Genomic DNA, 18,688 nt, shown 5'->3' with positions numbered 1-18,688 from the left:
AATTCAATCATGTTAGATACTCAAGCAAAGAATTTTCTACAAATGATGGAGGGTAAAAAACCAACTTCTTCTATGACACCTGAAGAAAACCGTAATAATGGTGCAGCACTACAAAAACTGGCGGGACTAGCAGAGTCAGTAGCGAAAGTAGAAGAGCACTCGGTTCCTGTGAAAGATGGAAAAATCAAGGTAAGGATTTATACCCCTGAAGGTGAAGGAGATTTTCCGATTTTTATTTATCTTCATGGAGGCGGATGGGTTTTAGGGGATCTTGATACAGTCGATATACCGTGTCGTAGCATTGCAAATCAAGCGGAGTGTATAGTCGTGTCGGTTGATTATCGCAGAGCTCCTGAATATAAGTTCCCTGTTCCTCTTGAAGATTGTTATGAAGCGGCATTATGGGTAGCTAAAAATGCAGGTGAATGGCAAGGCGATTCGACGAAAATTTCTATAGGTGGGGACAGTGCGGGTGGAAACTTAGCAACATGTGTTGCATTGAAGGCAAGAGATGAGCAAGGACCAAATTTCGTGTCCCAAATTTTGATCTATCCAGTAACGGATCTCTCTTTCAGCACAAAATCGTACAAGGAAAATGGAGAAGGGTATTTCCTTACGCAAGATAGTATGGAATGGTTTGCGCGACATTATATCAACACAGAAGAAGACAAGTTGAACCCTTATGTGGCGCCGCTACTAACGGAGGATCTTAGCAATCTTCCATCAGCATTAGTCATTACAGCTGGGTATGATCCACTATGTGATGAAGGATTGGCTTATGCGAATCGATTGCAGGAAGCGGGAATTCAGGTGGAATTTACTTGCTACGAAGGAATGATTCACGGATTTTTCTGGATGGCGGGAATTATGGAAAAAGGTAAGCATGCGATTGAGCAAGTATCCCGCTATTTACAAGAGTCCTTTACGAATATATAAAATTACGATAAATGAAATTATGAAACTAGGGAGGAATAAAAATGACAAAAAAAGAACAAATCATTAATTTAGATGCAGTTGTTATCGGAGCAGGTTTCTCAGGAATGTATATGCTATATCGCTTACGTGAAGCTGGATTTTCTGTCCGTGCTTTCGAAGCGGCAGCAGGTGTTGGAGGCGTATGGTACGCGAACCGTTATCCTGGCGCACGCTGTGACTCGGAAAGTATCATTTATAACTATACGTTTTCTGATGAACTTCTACAGGAATGGACATGGACTACTCGATTCCCAGCACAAGAAGAAATTTTAAGATACCTTAATTTCGCAGCAGATAAGCTAGATCTACGCCGTGATATTCAGTTCAATACACGCGTTACATCTGCTCATTATAACGGAATTAGTAAAAAATGGGATGTTAAATTAGATGATGATACGAATATTACTGCCACATATTTTATCACTGGAGTAGGCTGCCTATCTGCATCAAATATTCCTAACTTTAAAGGATTAAATAGCTTTGAAGGGGAGGCATACCACACAGGTCGCTGGCCACATGAGAAAGTTGATTTCAGTAATAAACGTGTTGGTTTGATTGGTACGGGTTCAAGCGGCGTTCAATCGATTCCAGTTATTGCTGAAGAAGCAGGTCATCTGAATGTTTTCCAAAGAACGCCAGCGTATAGTACCCCTGCGAGAAACTATGTATATGAAGAAGAATTTATTCGTAAAACAAAAGAAAATTATGAAGAGATTAAACAACGAATTCGTTGGTCTTCGATGGGTTATCTTCATACGACGGTTAATAATCGATCAGCATTAGATGATACACCCGAAGAGCGCGAGCAACAATACCAAAAGATTTGGGAGAGAGGCGGTTTAGGGTTTAGTCAAACGTATAGCGACCTAATGGTAAACGAAGAAGCGAATGAAACAGCTAGTGAATTTATTCGCGCTAAAATCGATAGCGTTGTTAAAGACCCTGGGGTAGCAAAAAAATTAAAACCAAGCTATTTCTACTCTGCAAAACGACCTGTTATCGACACGAATTATTATGAGACATTTAACCGTGATAACGTTACTTTAGTAGATGTAAAGGCGACGCCAATTGTTGAAATTACACCTAAAGGAATTAAAACTTCAGAAGGTGAATATGAGTTGGATGTTATTGTTTTCGCAACAGGCTATGACGCAATGACAGGACCATTATTTAAAATTGATATTCGTGGAAAAGACGGTGTGTCACTTAAAGATAAATGGGCGGATGGCACACAAACGAGAACTTACCTTGGTATTGCCAACGCTGGTTTCCCGAACATGTTTATGATCACAGGTCCAGAAAGTCCTTCAGTATTATCAAATGTGCCTGTATCAATTGAGCAGCATGTTGAGTGGATTGGTGATTGCATCGAATACCTACGTGAAAACAAATTGGAAACAATTGAGGCCAATGTAGAAGCGGAAGAAGCATGGAGTAAAAACTGTTTAGAAATCGCTCAATCTAGCCTTCTTACAAAGGTTGAATCTTGGTATACGGGTGCAAACATTGAAGACAAGCCACGTGGATTCCCTATTTATACTGGTGGTGTTGGGAATTACCGCAAAATCTGTGATGAAGTTACAGCTAAAGGTTATGAAGGTTTTACATTAACACCTACACGCTCTAAAGAGACTATTTCCTAAAAGACTGTACGTAAGACCTAATAATTTTATTATTCCGGAAAATCCAACGATACTTCGATTGGATTTTCCGCTAGATATAAAACCGTAAAAGGAGCGTTGAATATGTATATCAATGGAGAATGGTTAAAAACAGATAAAGTATTTGAAGTAAATAATCCGGCTACAGGCGAAACAGTGGATACAGTTTACTTTGTTGGCGAAGAAGAGACAAATGCTGCTATTCAAGCTGCAAAGGATGCATTTCCGGAATGGTCAGCGCTACCAGCAGAACAGCGAGGTTCATATTTAACGAAAATTGCAGTGAAATTAGGCGAAAAAAAGGAAGAGATGGCTCAAATTATTACGAAGGAAATGGGGAAAACAATTCATCATGCGCGACAAGAAGTAGGTTCAACGATTGCCTTCTTCCAATGGTATGCCGAAGAAGCACGCAGAATTTACGGAGATGTTATTCCTCCATCAATTCCTAATAAGCGTATTCAAGCGATTCGTCAACCTATTGGTGTAGTGGCAGCTATTACTCCTTGGAATTTCCCACTATCTATGGCGGCTAGAAAATTAGGACCTGCTTTAGCAACAGGGTGTACAGTGATTTTAAGACCTTCAAGGGAAGCTCCGTTATCTTCTGTTGCATTGTTTAAAATTATTGATGAGATCGGATTACCTAAAGGTGTAGCGAATCTCGTTATTGGACAATCAGGCCCTATTGTTAACACGATTATGAACAGTAGCGTCGTAAAAAAAGTTTCCTTTACCGGTTCAACAGAAGTTGGAAAAATTCTTATCGAACAATCTGCAAAAACTGTAAAACGAGTGTCAATGGAATTAGGTGGGCATGCACCATTTATCGTTTTTGATGATGCTGATATCGATTTAGCTGTGAACGGCTTAATAGTAAGTAAATTTGGCTCTAATGGACAACAATGTATTTGTCCAAACCGAATTTATGTACAAGAAGATATATATGAAGAATTTGCCGAGAAGCTGAAAGAAAAGGTTCAGGCAATCAAAGTAGGAAATGGACTGGATGAACAAAATGGAATGGGTCCATTAATTTATGGAGAGGCAATCGACAAAGTACAAGAGCAGGTGGATGATGCTGTTCGTTTAGGAGCTTGTGTCTTGAATGGTGGGAAGAGATTGACAGGAGATGACTACGCGAATGGTCATTTCTATCCTCCAACTGTATTAGCAAATGTTACGGATGACATGTTAATTACGAGAGAAGAAACATTTGGACCTGTTATTCCATTAATAAAGTTCAAGAGTGAAGAAGAAGTGATCGAAAGAGCAAATGCTATTGAATATGGACTTGCCTCTTATTTCTATACAAAAGATCTTTCACGCAAGTACCGTGTTTCTGAACAATTGGAATACGGCATGGTCGGAGTGAATGACGCCATTCCATTTGCGGTACAAGTACCATTTGGTGGTGTGAAAGAGAGCGGTATGGGTCGTGAAGGTGGAAAATATGGAATGGATGATTATTTAGACATAAAAATGATTTCGGTACAAATTTAACTTCTTGCAGCAGTTGGTTCATCTAGTAAGGAAGGATGTCGTTTAATCCTTCCTTCTTTGAACCTTCAATATTTAAAAGAAGAAATAGCAATATTCATAATTAAGGGGGGAATATTTATGCGTTGGGTTGTTTTAACCATTCTATTTTTGGGTTTTTTAATTAACTTTGCAGACAAGAGTGTTGTAGGACTTGCTGTAGGTCCATTAATGGAAGAATTGAATTTGAGTTATGCACAATGGGGACTTATTGGTAGTAGTTTTTTCTGGATATTCCCTGTAGCAGCAGTTTTTATTGGATTTATTACTGATAAAATTTCACCAAAAAAGATTATTGCATTTATGCTTTTAGCTTGGTCACTTCTTCAGTTTGGTGGCTATGTAATAGGTGGTTTTGCAACACTTCTTTTGTACCGTATATTCCTTGGGTTTGCTGAAGGTGGTTATGCTCCAGCGTCCTTGAGACAGTTATTTTCTTACTTCCCCCCGGCTATGCGGGCGCGAGTAACGACTATATTCACTCTAGGTTCAACAGTTGGGGCTTATGCGGTTGCGCCGCTAGTTGTACTTTTACTTCAACTAGTAGGTTGGAGACACTCGTTTGCAATCATGGGGTTATTTAGTTTGGTTCTGTTAGTTGTTTGGATTGTCGTAATTCCAAATAAAACGCCAGAACTTGAAGAATTGGAAGTGAAGAATGATTCTGCTCCCAAAAGGGAAGTTCCTTGGTCGGAATTATTCTCAGTTTTGCGCTCACGAACTAGTATATTTACGTTATTTATGACTTTTGGATTCTTTTGTCTATCGAGTTGGATGCAGATTTGGATGCCTTTATACTTTTTAGAAGTGACAAAAATATCGCAAATGGAAATGGCATATGCCACATTGACAGTCGGATTAACTTCTATGCTTGTATCGCTTTCGATGGCCACAATTTCTGATCGTGTATTTAAAAAAACACAAAGCTTACGTGAGGGACGTGTGAAGGTAACAGGAATGGGTATGCTTATTGCCGGTTTAGTATTTGGATCACTCTATTTTACGAACTCAGTTGTATGGGCTATCTTAGGAATTACATTGGCCTATGGATTTAGTTTCCTAATACTTTCAACATCTCATATCATTATTGGTAGTCAGCTTCCTGAACGTACATCAACACTTTCTGGAGTGATTGTTGCTTTTTCGAATGTTGCAGCAGCTTTATGCGCAATGGCCGTTGGGTTTATTATTCAAAGCGTTGGAGTGGAAAATTCGATTCAAGGATTTAAATATTCGTTTATAATGATTTCTGCGATTATGGTAATCGTTGCAATATTATTTATGAGCTTTGTATATCCAGAAGGAAAAAAGCAAAAGGCCGAATTGGTTAATATAGAAAAAGCAACGTCAAGTTCTTAAAATAGTATGGATTTAATAAAAGAAGAAGTCAGTAAGGGGGAAAGAACAATGGATTTTGAAGGAAAAGTTGTATTAATCACAGGGGCGGCAGGCGGAATTGGTAAAGAAACGGCTCGTTTATTTGCCGAACAAGGAGCGAAATTGTCATTAGTCGATATGGATGCCCAAGCATTAGAATCGCTTGTCAATGAATTAGACCTAAAGGATTATTTGCTACAAACTGCTGATGTGACAAGTGAAGAACAAGTTCAGAATTTCGTTTTGCAAACGAAGGAGAAGTACGGAAAAATTGATGTATTCTTTAATAATGCGGGAATAGAAGGAAAGATTGCTTCTATAGTAGAAACGACAGAGGAGAATTTAGATAAGGTTTTAAACGTTAATATTAAAGGTGTCTTCTTTGGTTTAAAGCATGTGATGGCTACTATGATGGAGCAAAAATTTGGAAGTATCATTAATACTTCATCTATTACGGGGTTAAAAGGTTCTCTAGGTTTAGCTCCTTACTCGGCTTCTAAACATGCTGTGCTTGGTTTGACTAAAACAGCTGCCTTAGAATCAGCGGGAATGGGTATTCGAGTAAACGCAATTTGCCCTGGGTATGTCGAAACTCGAATGATGCAATCCATTGAGCAAGGTAGAGGACCAGAGTATGCGAATCAAATGAGAGAAAGAGCATTATCGAAAGTACCTATGAATCGATATGCGCAATCACATGAAATTGCGGAATTAGTATTATTTTTAGCCTCGGATAAAGCTGCTTTTATTACAGGTAGTCATTATCTTATTGATGGAGGGAATCTAGCTTAACACGTGCACAATTAGCGAAGATTTTAGTGTTAGCAATGTCAGGAGAATAAAAAATGAGCGGTAAGTGGACGGGGATCCATTTACCGCTCGTTTTATATCATTGCAAAAACGGGGATTTTTGCAAGGGGACACAACGTTAGTATTACCTTAATTTTTCCACTTTAAGCCTTCAAAGAAACGATAAATTTCTTCAAAAACTAATTCACGCTCTTTACCTAATGTTAAAATATGACCAGAGTTAATGAAAGTTTTGACAGACTTGATGCGAGATTTAACTGAACTATAAATTAAGTCAGCACTTTCGCAGTAATATTCATCATCTTCAAGTCCACGTAAAATGTGAACAGGTGTTTGAATGACATTTAATTTTTCGCTTGTTTCGTTAATCATGCTTTGTAAATAATTTAACGAAGGCATTTCCATTAACTCAGCAATTTTTGTACGGCTATCGATAGCTTCGTCGTACGTACCAGCTAATTTTTTATAGTTAATTGCATAATCGACGATGCGATTTTGTAAGCTATCTGTAGATTTTGCCGTAGCAGGAGCAGACATCGTAACAATTGCTTGTGTTGGACGTTCTTCACCGAGTTTTAATGAGAAAATACCACCAAGAGAAACACCGGCTACAGCAATTTCATCGTAGCCACGATTTTTTAACTCATCGTAGCCTTCGATAACACTATTCCACCATTCAATTGGATTTGATTGAATTAATAGATCAGGACCAGCACCATGACCTTTATATAAAGGGGCATGCACCGTATAGTTACGATCAGCTAAATATTTTCCTAAACGTTTTACATCATTTGTATTACCGGTAAAACCATGTAATAAAAGAACAGCCCGATTTCCTGCTTCAATTGTAAAAGGTTTCGGCGCGATGAGTTTCATTGTCTTTTCGGCTCCTTCGTGAAGTGAATTATGTCTATTTTGTGAATTTATTAAAAAAACTATTGATAAATAAAATAAATTTTGATATGAAAACTATTTGCTAACGATTATTATATAGCTAATAAACCATAAGTACAATTTATTATTCTTATTATATTGATTCGAAAAAGTTATTAATGATGTGAGGTATAAAAAATGGAGATGGAACAGCTTCAATATTTCAAAACCGTTGCTACAATGCAACATATGACGCGGGCTGCTGAAGTTTTAGCAATTTCCCAACCGGCGTTAAGTAAGTCTATTGCGAGCATCGAACAACAGCTAGGTGTACCGTTATTTAATCGTGAAGGTCGCTCAATTTATTTAAATCGTTTTGGTGAGCTTTTTTTACAAAGTGTAGAAATTATTTTGGGGGAATATGAACGTATTCGTGAGGAATTTGAAGATATTATAAAGCCAGGATCAGGTGAAGTATCATTTGGTTTTATTCATACATTAGGCATGGAAATTGTGCCAGAACTCATTGCAGCAACGACAAAGCAATTTCCGAACATGCAATTTTCTTTAACGCAAGCAACCTCTCTTAATTTATTGAAGCGTTTGGAGGAAGGGGCAATTGATTTATGCCTTTCACAAAAAATAGAATCAAAAGTTATTGATATTGAAACAGAGGAACTATTCGTTGAAGAGCTGTTTGTGATTGTCCCAACGACACATCCATTATCAAAGCGTACAGAAGTGAAAATAGAAGATGTTCAAAATGAAACATTCATCGCCATTAAAAAAGGAAACTCACTGCGTCAATTAGTCGATGAATTATTTTTAGATGCAGGGATCGAATTGAAAACCGCTTTTGCGGCAGAGGAAATGCATACTGTAGCTGGCTTTGTTGGCGCGGGTATGGGCATTTCACTTATTCCCAATATTAAGGGTCTAGATCATTACAAAGTGAAACGACTAAAATTAGATCCACCTTGTTATCGTTCTGTAGGTGTTTCATGGGCAAAAAATCGTTATTTACCACCAGCAGCTACGGAGTTCAAGCAATATTTAGTAGATTATTTTAAGCATAGAGATGGGTGATGTTATGCAAACAGAGCAGCAGTTTAATGAGTGGCTTTCCCAACAGAATTTAGATAAAGAGTATTGGTTGGAGCACTATGAACTGTCAAAAGAAGGTGCCTTACAATCCGTTGTTGCTATTGCGTTATTATACAAAGCGCACCAACATTTTGAACATGCAAGCTTATGGTTACAAAAAGCTGTGGCACTTGGTCATGTTGAGGCGATGTATGAGCTAGGTAATGTTTATTTTGAAATGGAAGATGAAGAACATGCATTTGCGATGTATGAAAGGGCAGCACAGCTAGGGCATCCAGATGCGATGAACAATTTAGCTGATATGTATTTGAACGGTGAAGGAACAGTGATCAATGAACAAATCGCTTTACAGTGGTTTGTAAAGGCAGCCGAACACGGTGTTGTAGAGGCGATGTTTACACTGGGGATGATGTATGAGCAAGGCATAGGGACAGAGGTAGATGAACAAATGGCGATTCATTATTATGGGTTATCGGCTAATGGTGGTGATGTAGAAGGTTTGTACCGGATGGGGATGATCTATTTCGAAGGCGAGCTTGGGCAGCAACCAATTTTACCACGAGCGATTCAATATTTTGAACAAGCAGCCAATCAGCTTCATATCGATGCGTTATTCAACCTAGGTTATATATATGAGCTTGAATGGGGCATGGCTACAAAAGCAATTCATTATTATAAACAGGCCAGTTTTGCTGGGGACTTAGAGGCGACAAAAAAATTAGTCGATTTTTTCGAACGTACAAATGATGAACAACTTCACAAATGGCAGCAAAAATTAACGCAGCTTCAACGTGAAAGAAAGTGAAATTATATCAATATAGTCATAAATGAGACCGTTTCCGCTAAACAGAATAAAAGTGATGAATTTTAGGTTTAATATGGAAAAAATCTAGGTACTATATAAGTGGAAGAAAGTAGTCTGGGAGGGGGATTTTTATGTTTATGTTTTCAATTCAACAAGCCATTTCTAGTCAAGATGAGGGTACTATTCGAAGTCTAAATCAAGTGTTAGCGGAGCAACGAGAAAATTTAACAACATTATGTACGATTGTTGAATACTTAAAAGGATATGGACAAGTAGGATTAGAAAGTAAAGATGTTATTAAGTACAACCAAAAAATTCAAATTATGAATGATAGACAAATGAATCGTTACAATAAAATTGATGAATTAATTAATACAAATATTTTTCAGATAAAAAAGGGTAATACGACAGATAATACGGCAATCGTTTATGGGAAAGAGGTCCGCAAGATTGAATCAGGTATCCGTACGTTAAAATTATTTGTAAGTGATGCAATTAATATGTTAGATCCAGAACAACATTTAAATAATCGGAGTGAAGAACGTATTCACTATTTTGAAAAACGTTCTGCTGCTATCGAGGCAGAAATGATTACATTAGCAAAAATTCTTCAATAGAATAGTTTGATGAGAGGCTTGTCACATGGTTTTGTGATGGGCTTTTTACTTTTTTTTAAATTAAATTATACATATTTTAACATGCATTAGCATATATCCTTCTATTAGTGGGTGATGAAACCCAAATATGAACTTAATTCTGTGAGGCTTTCGGTTTAAAATTTTGAAAGAATTCCGTGAAATACTTTCATTATAATAATCAGAAATAACTAGTCTTATGTTAAAAATCTAGTGCGAAAGCATAGATTACTAGATAAAAGAAGAGTTAGTATTTTAAAGATTCTAACGCTTAATTATAATAGAGTGATTGTATAGAGAAAAATTTTATAGGGTTTAGTTAATGACATAAAAGCATTCTAGATGAAAGCGTAAAGGTGTTAAATATTGTTTTAATTAGTGTTCAAATAACCCTTTGTTACAAAAAGGAAAAGGCGAGGTCACGGATGTTTTTTTATAAAAAAAATCACGAAGTACAAGCAGTGGATTTGAAGAAAGTAACTGTAAAGTTAGAAGTTAAAGGGAATACAGATGTAAAAAAGCAACTACAAATGTTAAATTTAACTGAAGAGGATTTAAAATATTTAAAAGTATTTAAACCGCATGTAGATGAAAATATCGATCAAATTGTGGATACGTTTTACACAAATTTAGGAATGGAACAGAGTTTGGTAGATATTATTAATGACCATAGCTCAGTTGACCGCTTGAAAGTAACGTTACAGCGTCATATATGTGAAATGTTTAGTGGTGTCATCGACTCGGAATATTTGGAAAAGCGAAAAAAAATTGCACGAGTGCATGTTCATATTGGTCTAAAAACGAAATGGTATATCGGTGCGTTCCAAAGTATACTCACTGATTTTATTCGTTTAGTACAGCTGAATATCAAGCAGGAGAGCCAATCCTATCATACGATTACAGCTATTTCAAAAATGTTAAACTTTGAGCAACAAGTTGTTCTTGAGGAATTTGAGTATGTTATTGAAGCGATTAAGGAAAAATTAGAGCAAGAGAAACGTCAAGTTAGCAATGCTATCATAGGGTCATCAGCTAACTTGGCAGCTATTTCAGAACAAACAAATGCTTCTTTCCAACTGTTGACTGAACAATCAGAAGTGATGGTTGATTATGTGAAAAAAGCCATCGATTATTCAGAAAAGACAACGGAGCAAGCGCATCAAGGGAAAGTTCAAATCCAACAGCAAGCGGTAAGTATGAATGCGATTCAACATTCAGTGGCGATGATTTCGGAGGAAATGGACAAGCTAACGGAAATTTCAAAAGAAATGGAATCCACAATGGGCATCGTTACAAATATAGCAAACCAAACTAATTTACTTGCATTAAATGCGGCGATTGAAGCGGCGCGTGCTGGAGAAGCGGGTAAAGGCTTTGGTGTAGTATCTGGAGAGGTGCGTAAGCTTTCAGAGCAAACAAAAGAATCGGCAATTAATGTAGAAGCATTATTACAAAATACAAATATTCGTACAACTAAGCTTCAAAAATCTCTGGAAGAAATTAAGTTAGCGGTAATTGTTGGTGAAGAAAGTATGCACAATACAGAAATACAATTTAATGCAATTGTGGAATCAATGGATGCGACAAAAACGCAAAATAATTTAGTAGAACATGAAGTAAAAAAAATTGGTGATGTTATTTTAGAACTAGGTAGTGCCTTTGATGAAGTAACTTACGCAGCGGATGCGTTAGCAAATGTCTCGCAATCATTAGAAAAGTAAAAATTAGCGCATGTTAAAGCAACTCTTTAATATGCGTTTTTTTTATTGATTTATATACAAATTTGTAATATCCGTCAGTCCAATTTTTCACTAAAAGAGCTTATACTTAAATAAGAACAAGAGCGCGAATTAATAGGAGAGAATGAATATGAAAACAGTAGTAGTGGTAGGTGGCGGAATCACAGGCTTAACGACGTTGCATTATTTGAAAAAACAGCTTGCTGAAAATAATGTAAGAGCGCGTTTAGTATTAGTTGAAAAAAATCCGTATTTAGGTGGGAAAATACATTCGGAGCACAAAGGTGGCTTCATTATGGAAACGGGGGCTGATTCTATTGTGGCACGTCACCCTGGAGTATTAGAACTTGTTCAAGAACTTGATTTTGAACATGAACTTGTGTACAACGAAACCGGAATTTCATACATTCATACGAATAACGAGCTACACGCGATTCCTGCCGGTTCGACATTTGGCATTCCCATGAGTGTGGAGTCATTAATGGCAAGTACGCTCATTTCAGAAGAAGGAAAGCAACGGTCGCTTGAGGATTTACAGTTGCCGAATACCAATTTCACAAAAGAAAGCTCAATAGGTGAATTTTTAGAGTACTTTTTAGGTGAAGAAATAGTGCACAATCAAATTGCCCCTGTATTAGCTGGTGTTTATTCGGGAGACTTATATCAACTTAGCTTGAATTCAACATTGCCATACTTAGTCGATTACAAAAACAAATATGGTTCGATTATTAAAGGCTTTGAAGCAAATAAAGAGCAATTTGACAAAGCTGCAAATAAAAAATTTATTTCTTTTAAATCAGGCTTATCGGCAATAATTGATCGTTTAGAGCAAACACTGACAGAAGTAGAATTCAAGAAAAACACAGCAATTCAAGCAATCCATAAGCGCGGTGAACAATATGATGTAGTGCTAGCTAACGAAACAATTGTAGCTGATTTCGTTGTTCTAGCAACGCCAAATGAAACGGTTCGAGCGGTTTTACAAGACGCTGTGATTAACCAACAACTTGAAAAATTCACGAATGCTTCTGCACTAACGATGTATGTAGGCTTTGATGTTGCAGATAGCGTACTCCCGGCAGATGGCACCGGTTTTATCGTTTCGCATCATTCCGATTTAATATGTAATGCTTCAACATGGACAAGTCGTAAATGGAAGCACACATCGGCACAAGGAAATTTACTTGTTCGTCTCTTTTATAAGAACATTAACCCGCGCTACGAAGAATTAGCGGTGATGACAGATGAAGAGCTGACACAAGTTGCGCTAGAGGACATTAAGCTAAGTCTTGGTATTGAAGCCGAGCCGACAGTTGTGAATGTGACAAAATGGATCGACAAAATGCCACGTTATGATTTAGCGCATAACGAAGCACTCAGTGTTGTTGTAAAAGAATTAGCGCTTCGTTATCCAAATGTGTTACTAGCAGGATGCTCGTATTTTGGTGTGGGCATTGGCGCATGTATCCAAAACGGTAAAAAAACAGCCGAACAAATTAGTGCGCAGATTGTATAAATAATCACAGCCTATTAAAAAGTGATTATAAACCCGATTCTTTACAAAGAAAACGTTTGCAATGTAGGAAGTTATACTTTATTTGCATAAAGGGTTGACGTTCGTGTGTGATAACGGTATGATTCACTTAATTATCTGAAAAATTCATAAAATTCTTATCAAGAGAAGTAGAGGGAACTGGCCCGATGAAGCTTCAGCAACCAACAAAAGTCAGGTGCTAAATCCAGATGGCAAATGCCAGAAGATGAGAAGGGAACTAAGTTCGTCATGATTGAAGCCTTCTTTTTTATTTAAAAAAGAAGGCTTTTTTGTATCACTAAAATACTGAAAATACTGTGAATAATGGAGTGAAAGCAATGGGTTTACTTGAAGATTTAAAAATAAAGGTGCTAACAGCAGACGGTGCGATTGGCACATTATTATATTCATATGGATTAGATTATTGTCATGAGGAAATGAATATTGCACGTCCTGAAATTATTGAAAAAATTCATAGTGAATATATCGCGGCTGGCGCAGACATTATTCAAACAAATACGTATGGTGCCAATGCTATTAAACTAGCACGTTACGGCTATGATGGGCGTGTTAAAGAATTTAATGAAGCTGCACTAGCAATTGCCAAGCGCGCGGCAGCACCAGGAGGACAGTATGTGCTTGCAACAATTGGTGGAATTCGAGGGATTCGTAAAAGCGATGCTACCTTGGAAGAAATTTTAACAACATTTAAAGAACAGGCTGAGGTGCTATTAGCTGGTGAACCAGATGGCTTTTTACTAGAAACGTATTATGACTTTGAAGAATTATCGCTTTGTGTACATGCATTGCGCGAGCTAACAGACCTTCCGATTATTGCGCAAGTAACAATGCAAGAAGCGGGCGTATTGCAGAATGGTATGTCATTCAATGAGGCGCTACATGATTTAGAAAGATTAGGTGCAGATATTGTTGGAAGCAACTGTCGTCTTGGTCCATTCCATACAATTCAAGCATTTGAGCAAGTAAGCCTACCAAAGAATGCTTATTTATCCGCTTATCCGAATGCTTCACTTTTAGATGTAGAAGATGGGCGTGTTGTCTATGAATCGGAAACGGATTATTTTGCGCGTGCCGCTGAAGAATTAGTGAATCAAGGTGTGCGTTTAATTGGCGGTTGCTGTGGAACAACACCAAAGCATATTGCGGCTGCGAAAAAACGTTTAGCGAATTTAAGTCCGATTGAAGAAAAGGCCGAAACAAAGGGGCGTACAGAATTTGTCCGTGTAGCAGAGCCTCGCAAGCATGAACCACTACATGAAAAAGCAAAGCGAGAGCGTTCAGTAATTGTAGAGTTAGACACGCCACGTCATTTAGAAATCGAAGGCTTTGTTGAAGGTGCAAAAAAGCTATCGGAGGCAGGCGCAGATGTTGTAATGATGGCCGATAATTCGCTCGCATCACCACGAATTAGTAATATTGCGATGGCAGCGATTTTAAAGGAACACGGTGTCCGTTCATTACCACATTTAACATGTCGTGACCGTAACTTAATTGGTCTCCAGTCACATTTAATGGGACTCGATGCGTTAGAGTTACATGACATTTTAGTTGTAACAGGTGACCCAACAAAGGTAGGGGATTTCCCAGGGGCAACAAGTGTGTACGATGTGTCGTCAATGGAGCTCATTTCACTGATTAAGCAACTAAATGAAGGTGGATCATTTACCGGGAAATCTTTACGAAAACAAGCGAATTTTTCTGTAGCAGCGGCATTTAATCCAAATGTTCGTGTGTTAGACCGTGCAGTTCAGCGCTTAGAGAAAAAAATTGAGCATGGTGCAGATTATTTCATTTCGCAGCCGGTCTATACAAAAGAAAAAATTATCGAAATCTATGAGGCAACAAAGCATTTAGAAACGCCGATTTATATTGGGATTATGCCCCTGACATCATCCCGAAGTGCCGAATTTTTACATCATGAAGTACCGGGTATTAAGCTGTCTGACGAAGTATTAGCACGTATGGCGGCATGTGGTAACGATAAAGAATCAGCAACAAAAGAGGGCCTAGCAATTGCAAAAGAGCTACTTGAAACAGCGTGTCAGTATTTCAATGGGATTTATTTAATTACTCCGTTTTTACGTTATGATATGACGTTGGAGTTAATGGAGCATGTAAAACAGTATGACGCGAAACATAAAGGAGAAAAATCACATGTCTAAACATCCAATTCATGAGCAATTACAAAATAGAATAATAATCATCGATGGTGCCATGGGGACGATGCTACAGGCTGAAAACTTAACATATGAAGATTTCGGTGGCGAGGAATTAGATGGCTGTAACGAAAACTTAGTCATCACACGTCCAGATGTATTGAAAAAGGTACACCTTGCTTATTTAGAAGCTGGGGCAGATATTATTTGTACGAATACATTTGGTGGTACACCGCTTGTACTAAACGAATATGATTTAGGACACAAAGCCGTTGAAATTAATACACGCGCCGTGGAACTTGCATTAGAGGCAGCGCGTGAATTTTCGACACCGGAATGGCCGCGTTTTGTTGCAGGTGCAATCGGACCAACAACAAAAACGCTATCAGTAACAGGCGGTATTACATTTGATGAACTGGAAGAAAACTTCTATGTACAAGCAAAAACACTAATTGAAGCAGGTTCAGATTTATTACTACTTGAAACATCACAAGATATGTTAAACGTAAAGGCTGGAACAATTGCTATTCATCGTGCGTTTACCGAATTAGGGAAAGAGCTTCCGGTTATGATTTCGGGAACAATTGAGCCGATGGGAACAACATTGGCCGGTCAATCTATTGAAGCATTTTATATTTCAATTGAACATATTAAGCCGCTATCAGTGGGCTTAAACTGTGCGACAGGTCCAGAATTTATGACGGATCATATTCGTTCATTAGCCGAGCTTTCAAATGGCTATATTAGCTGTTATCCGAATGCTGGACTTCCAGATGAAGAAGGCTGCTACCACGAAACACCAGATTCTTTATCGAAAAAGCTACAAGGCTTTGCGGAAAAAGGCTGGTTAAATATTGTAGGGGGCTGCTGTGGGACAACACCGGCACATATTGCCGCAATTCGAGAGGCGGTAGCGAATTATGCACCACGTAAGCCACAAGAGTCGACACATGGTCATGTCGTTTCAGGCATTGAGCCACTGCAATACGATGAATCGATGCGTCCATTATTTATCGGCGAACGCACAAACGTAATTGGTTCACGCAAATTTAAAAACTTAATTATTGATGGTAAATTTGAAGAAGCGGCTGAAATTGCCCGTGCACAAGTGAAAAATGGTGCGCATGTTATTGATATTTGTTTAGCCAACCCAGACCGCGATGAAGTAGAGGATATGAAAAACTTCATGCATGAAGTTGTGAAAAAAGTAAAAGTACCGCTCGTAATTGACTCAACGGACGAGAAGGTAATGGAAGAGGCACTGAAGTTTTCACAGGGGAAAGCAATTATTAACTCCATTAACTTAGAAGACGGTGAAGAACGCTTTGATGCGGTTATGCCGCTTGTAAAAAAATATGGCGCAGCGCTTGTTGTTGGAACAATCGATGAAATTGGGATGGCGGTTACACGCGAGAAAAAACTTGAAGTCGCACAGCGTTCTTATAAATTGTTAATGGAAAAATGGGGCATGTCACCAGAGGATATTATTTTCGATCCACTGATGTTCCCGGTTGGTACAGGGGATGAGCAGTATATCGGTGCTGCGGAAGAAACAATCGAAGGCATTCGTCTCATTAAAGAAAACTTACCGGGCTGTTTAACGGTCCTTGGTGTAAGTAATGTATCATTCGGTTTACCACCAGTTGGCCGTGAAGTGTTAAATGCGGTGTATTTGTATCACTGTACACAAGCAGGCTTAGATTATGCGATAGTTAATACAGAAAAATTAGAGCGTTATGCATCCATTCCAGAAGAGGAAATTAAATTAGCAAACGATTTAATTTTCAATACAAACGATGAAACATTAGCAGTATTTACCGACTTTTATCGTGATAAAAAGAAAGACGCGGTCGTGAAAGAATTACCGACAACGGTTGAAGAACGTCTCGCATACTACATTTTAGAAGGTACAAAAGAAGGGCTGATTGAAGATTTAGATGCTGCACGTCAAACATTTGATACACCTCTTGATATTATTAATGGACCACTAATGGCAGGAATGGCCGAAGTTGGACGTTTGTTTAATGCCAACCAATTAATCGTTGCGGAAGTACTCCAAAGTGCAGGTGTTATGAAAGCAGCTGTAGCCCATCTAGAACAGTTTATGGAAAAAGGTGACACGAGCGCGAGTAAAGGGACAATGGTATTAGCAACGGTAAAAGGTGATGTGCATGACATCGGCAAAAACTTAGTTGATATTATCTTAAGTAACAATGGTTACCGTGTTGTAGACTTAGGAATAAAAGTGACACCAGCTCAATTGATTGAGGCAATTCGTAAAGAAAAGCCAGACTTTGTTGGGTTATCAGGCTTACTTGTGAAATCGGCACAGCAAATGGTGATTACCGCACAAGATTTTAAAGAAGCAGGGATTGATGTTCCGATATTAGTAGGTGGCGCTGCATTATCACGTCGTTTTACTGAAACCAAAATTGCTGAGCAATATGATGGACCGGTGATTTATTCAAAAGATGCTATGCAGGGGCTAGAGCAGGCCAATCGTTTAATGAACGAAAATGAGCGACAAGAGTTAATTTCAGAATTAATAACAGCTCGTGAACAGCGATTAGAGGCGGATGCGAAACGCGCGACACGTCCAGCAGTAGCGGTTGCTGAAAAGCCAGTTCGTACGGTAGTAGATGCGCCAGTATTTACACCGAAAGATTTAGTGCCACATATTAAACGTGATTATTCAGTCGCACACTTGCAGCCTTATGTGAATTTGCGTACATTAATTGGGCATCATTTAGGTTTAAAAGGGAATTTAGAGCAGCTAATAGCGGAACAAGATGACCGCGCAATCTTGTTAAATGATTTAGTGCAAGGGTATTTAAATAGTGGTGCATTAAAGGCTTCGGGCATGTATCAGTTTTACCCAGCGCAATCAGATGGGGATGATGTAGTTATCTATAGCCCAGAGGATGCGAAAACAGAAATTCAGCGTTTCACATTCCCGCGTCAGCAAACAGCCCCATTTTTATGCTTAGCTGATTATTTAAAACCAGTGGCTAGCGGAGAAATGGATTATGTTGCGCTAATGGTTGTTACAGCGGGGAAAGGTGTAAGTAGTAAAGCGAATGAACTAAAAAAAGCAGGTCGATTTTTAGAAAGTCATGCTTTGCAAGCGACAGCGTTGGAGCTTGCAGAAGGGTTTGCGGAACGAATTCATCAGGAAATCCGCGACCAGTGGGGTTTCCCAGATGCAACGGACTTCACTATGCGCGACCGTTTTGCAGCGAAATATCAAGGGCAACGCTTTAGTTTCGGCTACCCAGCATGTCCAAATTTAGAAGACCAAGAAAAATTATTTGCTGTCCTTAAACCAGAGCAAATTGGTGTACAATTAACTGAAGGCTTTATGATGGAACCAGAAGCAAGCGTATCGGCGATTGTGTTTGCACATCCAGATGCGCGTTACTTTAACGTATAATTTCTTTCAGCGAGTGTTCAACTGCCTGC

Annotated in this window: 13 protein-coding genes and 1 riboswitch; of the genes, 12 read left to right on the top strand and 1 reads right to left on the bottom strand. The window is 38.4% G+C overall.

Annotated elements, in window-relative coordinates; translation table 11 throughout:
• Positions 1–9: 9 nt before the first annotated feature.
• From O7776_RS18160 to O7776_RS18140, 5 genes are all read left to right on the top strand, one after another.
• Positions 10–936 (top strand): alpha/beta hydrolase, encoded by a 927-nt coding sequence (locus tag O7776_RS18160; protein ID WP_274308328.1) that lies wholly within the window; start codon positions 10–12, stop codon positions 934–936.
• Positions 937–977: 41 nt separating this feature from the next.
• On the top strand, positions 978–2,618 hold the full coding sequence (locus O7776_RS18155) for a flavin-containing monooxygenase (RefSeq protein ID WP_274308327.1): 1,641 nt from the start codon (positions 978–980) through the stop codon (positions 2,616–2,618).
• 102 nt (positions 2,619–2,720) lie between these two features.
• Complete coding sequence (locus tag O7776_RS18150) at positions 2,721–4,139, top strand: NAD-dependent succinate-semialdehyde dehydrogenase (RefSeq protein WP_274308326.1); 1,419 nt, start codon at positions 2,721–2,723, stop codon at positions 4,137–4,139.
• 117 nt (positions 4,140–4,256) lie between these two features.
• On the top strand, positions 4,257–5,534 hold the full coding sequence (locus tag O7776_RS18145; protein WP_274308325.1) for an MFS transporter: 1,278 nt from the start codon (positions 4,257–4,259) through the stop codon (positions 5,532–5,534).
• Between the two features lie 48 nt (positions 5,535–5,582).
• A complete protein-coding gene (locus O7776_RS18140) occupies positions 5,583–6,344 on the top strand; it encodes an SDR family NAD(P)-dependent oxidoreductase (RefSeq protein ID WP_274308324.1) in 762 nt (253 codons plus the stop codon).
• 147 nt (positions 6,345–6,491) lie between these two features.
• On the opposite strand, the gene O7776_RS18135 is transcribed toward O7776_RS18140, so the two are convergent.
• Positions 6,492–7,238 carry an alpha/beta hydrolase gene (locus tag O7776_RS18135; protein WP_274308323.1) on the bottom strand — a complete coding sequence of 249 codons (747 nt, stop codon included), beginning with the start codon at positions 7,236–7,238 and terminating at the stop codon, positions 6,492–6,494.
• Positions 7,239–7,433: 195 nt separating this feature from the next.
• Here O7776_RS18135 and O7776_RS18130 point away from each other — a divergent pair, with 195 nt between their 5' ends.
• From O7776_RS18130 to metH, 7 genes are all read left to right on the top strand, one after another.
• A complete protein-coding gene (locus O7776_RS18130; protein ID WP_274308322.1) occupies positions 7,434–8,321 on the top strand; it encodes a LysR family transcriptional regulator in 888 nt (295 codons plus the stop codon).
• Positions 8,322–8,325: 4 nt separating this feature from the next.
• Positions 8,326–9,144: a tetratricopeptide repeat protein gene (locus O7776_RS18125; RefSeq protein WP_274308321.1), complete on the top strand. Its 819-nt coding sequence runs from the start codon at positions 8,326–8,328 to the stop codon at positions 9,142–9,144.
• A gap of 131 nt (positions 9,145–9,275) precedes the next feature.
• A complete protein-coding gene (locus O7776_RS18120) occupies positions 9,276–9,761 on the top strand; it encodes a chemotaxis protein (RefSeq protein ID WP_274308320.1) in 486 nt (161 codons plus the stop codon).
• A 443-nt stretch (positions 9,762–10,204) separates the two neighbouring features.
• Complete coding sequence (locus O7776_RS18115) at positions 10,205–11,500, top strand: globin-coupled sensor protein (protein ID WP_274308319.1); 1,296 nt, start codon at positions 10,205–10,207, stop codon at positions 11,498–11,500.
• Positions 11,501–11,648: 148 nt separating this feature from the next.
• Entirely contained in the window at positions 11,649–13,034 is a 1,386-nt protein-coding gene (gene hemG / locus O7776_RS18110) for a protoporphyrinogen oxidase (protein ID WP_274308318.1), read from the top strand.
• 152 nt (positions 13,035–13,186) lie between these two features.
• Positions 13,187–13,285: riboswitch (SAM riboswitch) on the top strand.
• A gap of 105 nt (positions 13,286–13,390) precedes the next feature.
• Positions 13,391–15,235, top strand: a complete 1,845-nt coding sequence (locus O7776_RS18105) for a bifunctional homocysteine S-methyltransferase/methylenetetrahydrofolate reductase (protein ID WP_274308317.1) — start codon at positions 13,391–13,393, stop codon at positions 15,233–15,235.
• A complete protein-coding gene (gene metH / locus O7776_RS18100) occupies positions 15,228–18,659 on the top strand; it encodes a methionine synthase (RefSeq protein ID WP_274308316.1) in 3,432 nt (1,143 codons plus the stop codon). The genes O7776_RS18105 and metH overlap by 8 nt, the downstream gene beginning before the upstream one ends.
• Positions 18,660–18,688: the final 29 nt, after the last annotated feature.

It is taken from the genome of Solibacillus daqui, assembly GCF_028747805.1.
Taxonomy (GTDB): Bacteria; Bacillota; Bacilli; order Bacillales_A; family Planococcaceae; genus Solibacillus; species Solibacillus daqui.
The sequence above is the reverse complement of the archived record's forward strand: the minus strand, read 5'-3'. Positions and strand labels throughout refer to the sequence as shown.

Coding starts and splice junctions, on each gene's coding strand:
- O7776_RS18160 (WP_274308328.1), top strand. CDS start 10: ATGTTAGATACTCAAGCAAAGAATTTTCTACAAATGATGGAGGGTAAA.
- O7776_RS18155 (WP_274308327.1), top strand. CDS start 978: ATGACAAAAAAAGAACAAATCATTAATTTAGATGCAGTTGTTATCGGA.
- O7776_RS18150 (WP_274308326.1), top strand. CDS start 2,721: ATGTATATCAATGGAGAATGGTTAAAAACAGATAAAGTATTTGAAGTA.
- O7776_RS18145 (WP_274308325.1), top strand. CDS start 4,257: ATGCGTTGGGTTGTTTTAACCATTCTATTTTTGGGTTTTTTAATTAAC.
- O7776_RS18140 (WP_274308324.1), top strand. CDS start 5,583: ATGGATTTTGAAGGAAAAGTTGTATTAATCACAGGGGCGGCAGGCGGA.
- O7776_RS18135 (WP_274308323.1), bottom strand. CDS start 7,238: ATGAAACTCATCGCGCCGAAACCTTTTACAATTGAAGCAGGAAATCGG.
- O7776_RS18130 (WP_274308322.1), top strand. CDS start 7,434: ATGGAGATGGAACAGCTTCAATATTTCAAAACCGTTGCTACAATGCAA.
- O7776_RS18125 (WP_274308321.1), top strand. CDS start 8,326: ATGCAAACAGAGCAGCAGTTTAATGAGTGGCTTTCCCAACAGAATTTA.
- O7776_RS18120 (WP_274308320.1), top strand. CDS start 9,276: ATGTTTATGTTTTCAATTCAACAAGCCATTTCTAGTCAAGATGAGGGT.
- O7776_RS18115 (WP_274308319.1), top strand. CDS start 10,205: ATGTTTTTTTATAAAAAAAATCACGAAGTACAAGCAGTGGATTTGAAG.
- hemG (WP_274308318.1), top strand. CDS start 11,649: ATGAAAACAGTAGTAGTGGTAGGTGGCGGAATCACAGGCTTAACGACG.
- O7776_RS18105 (WP_274308317.1), top strand. CDS start 13,391: ATGGGTTTACTTGAAGATTTAAAAATAAAGGTGCTAACAGCAGACGGT.
- metH (WP_274308316.1), top strand. CDS start 15,228: ATGTCTAAACATCCAATTCATGAGCAATTACAAAATAGAATAATAATC.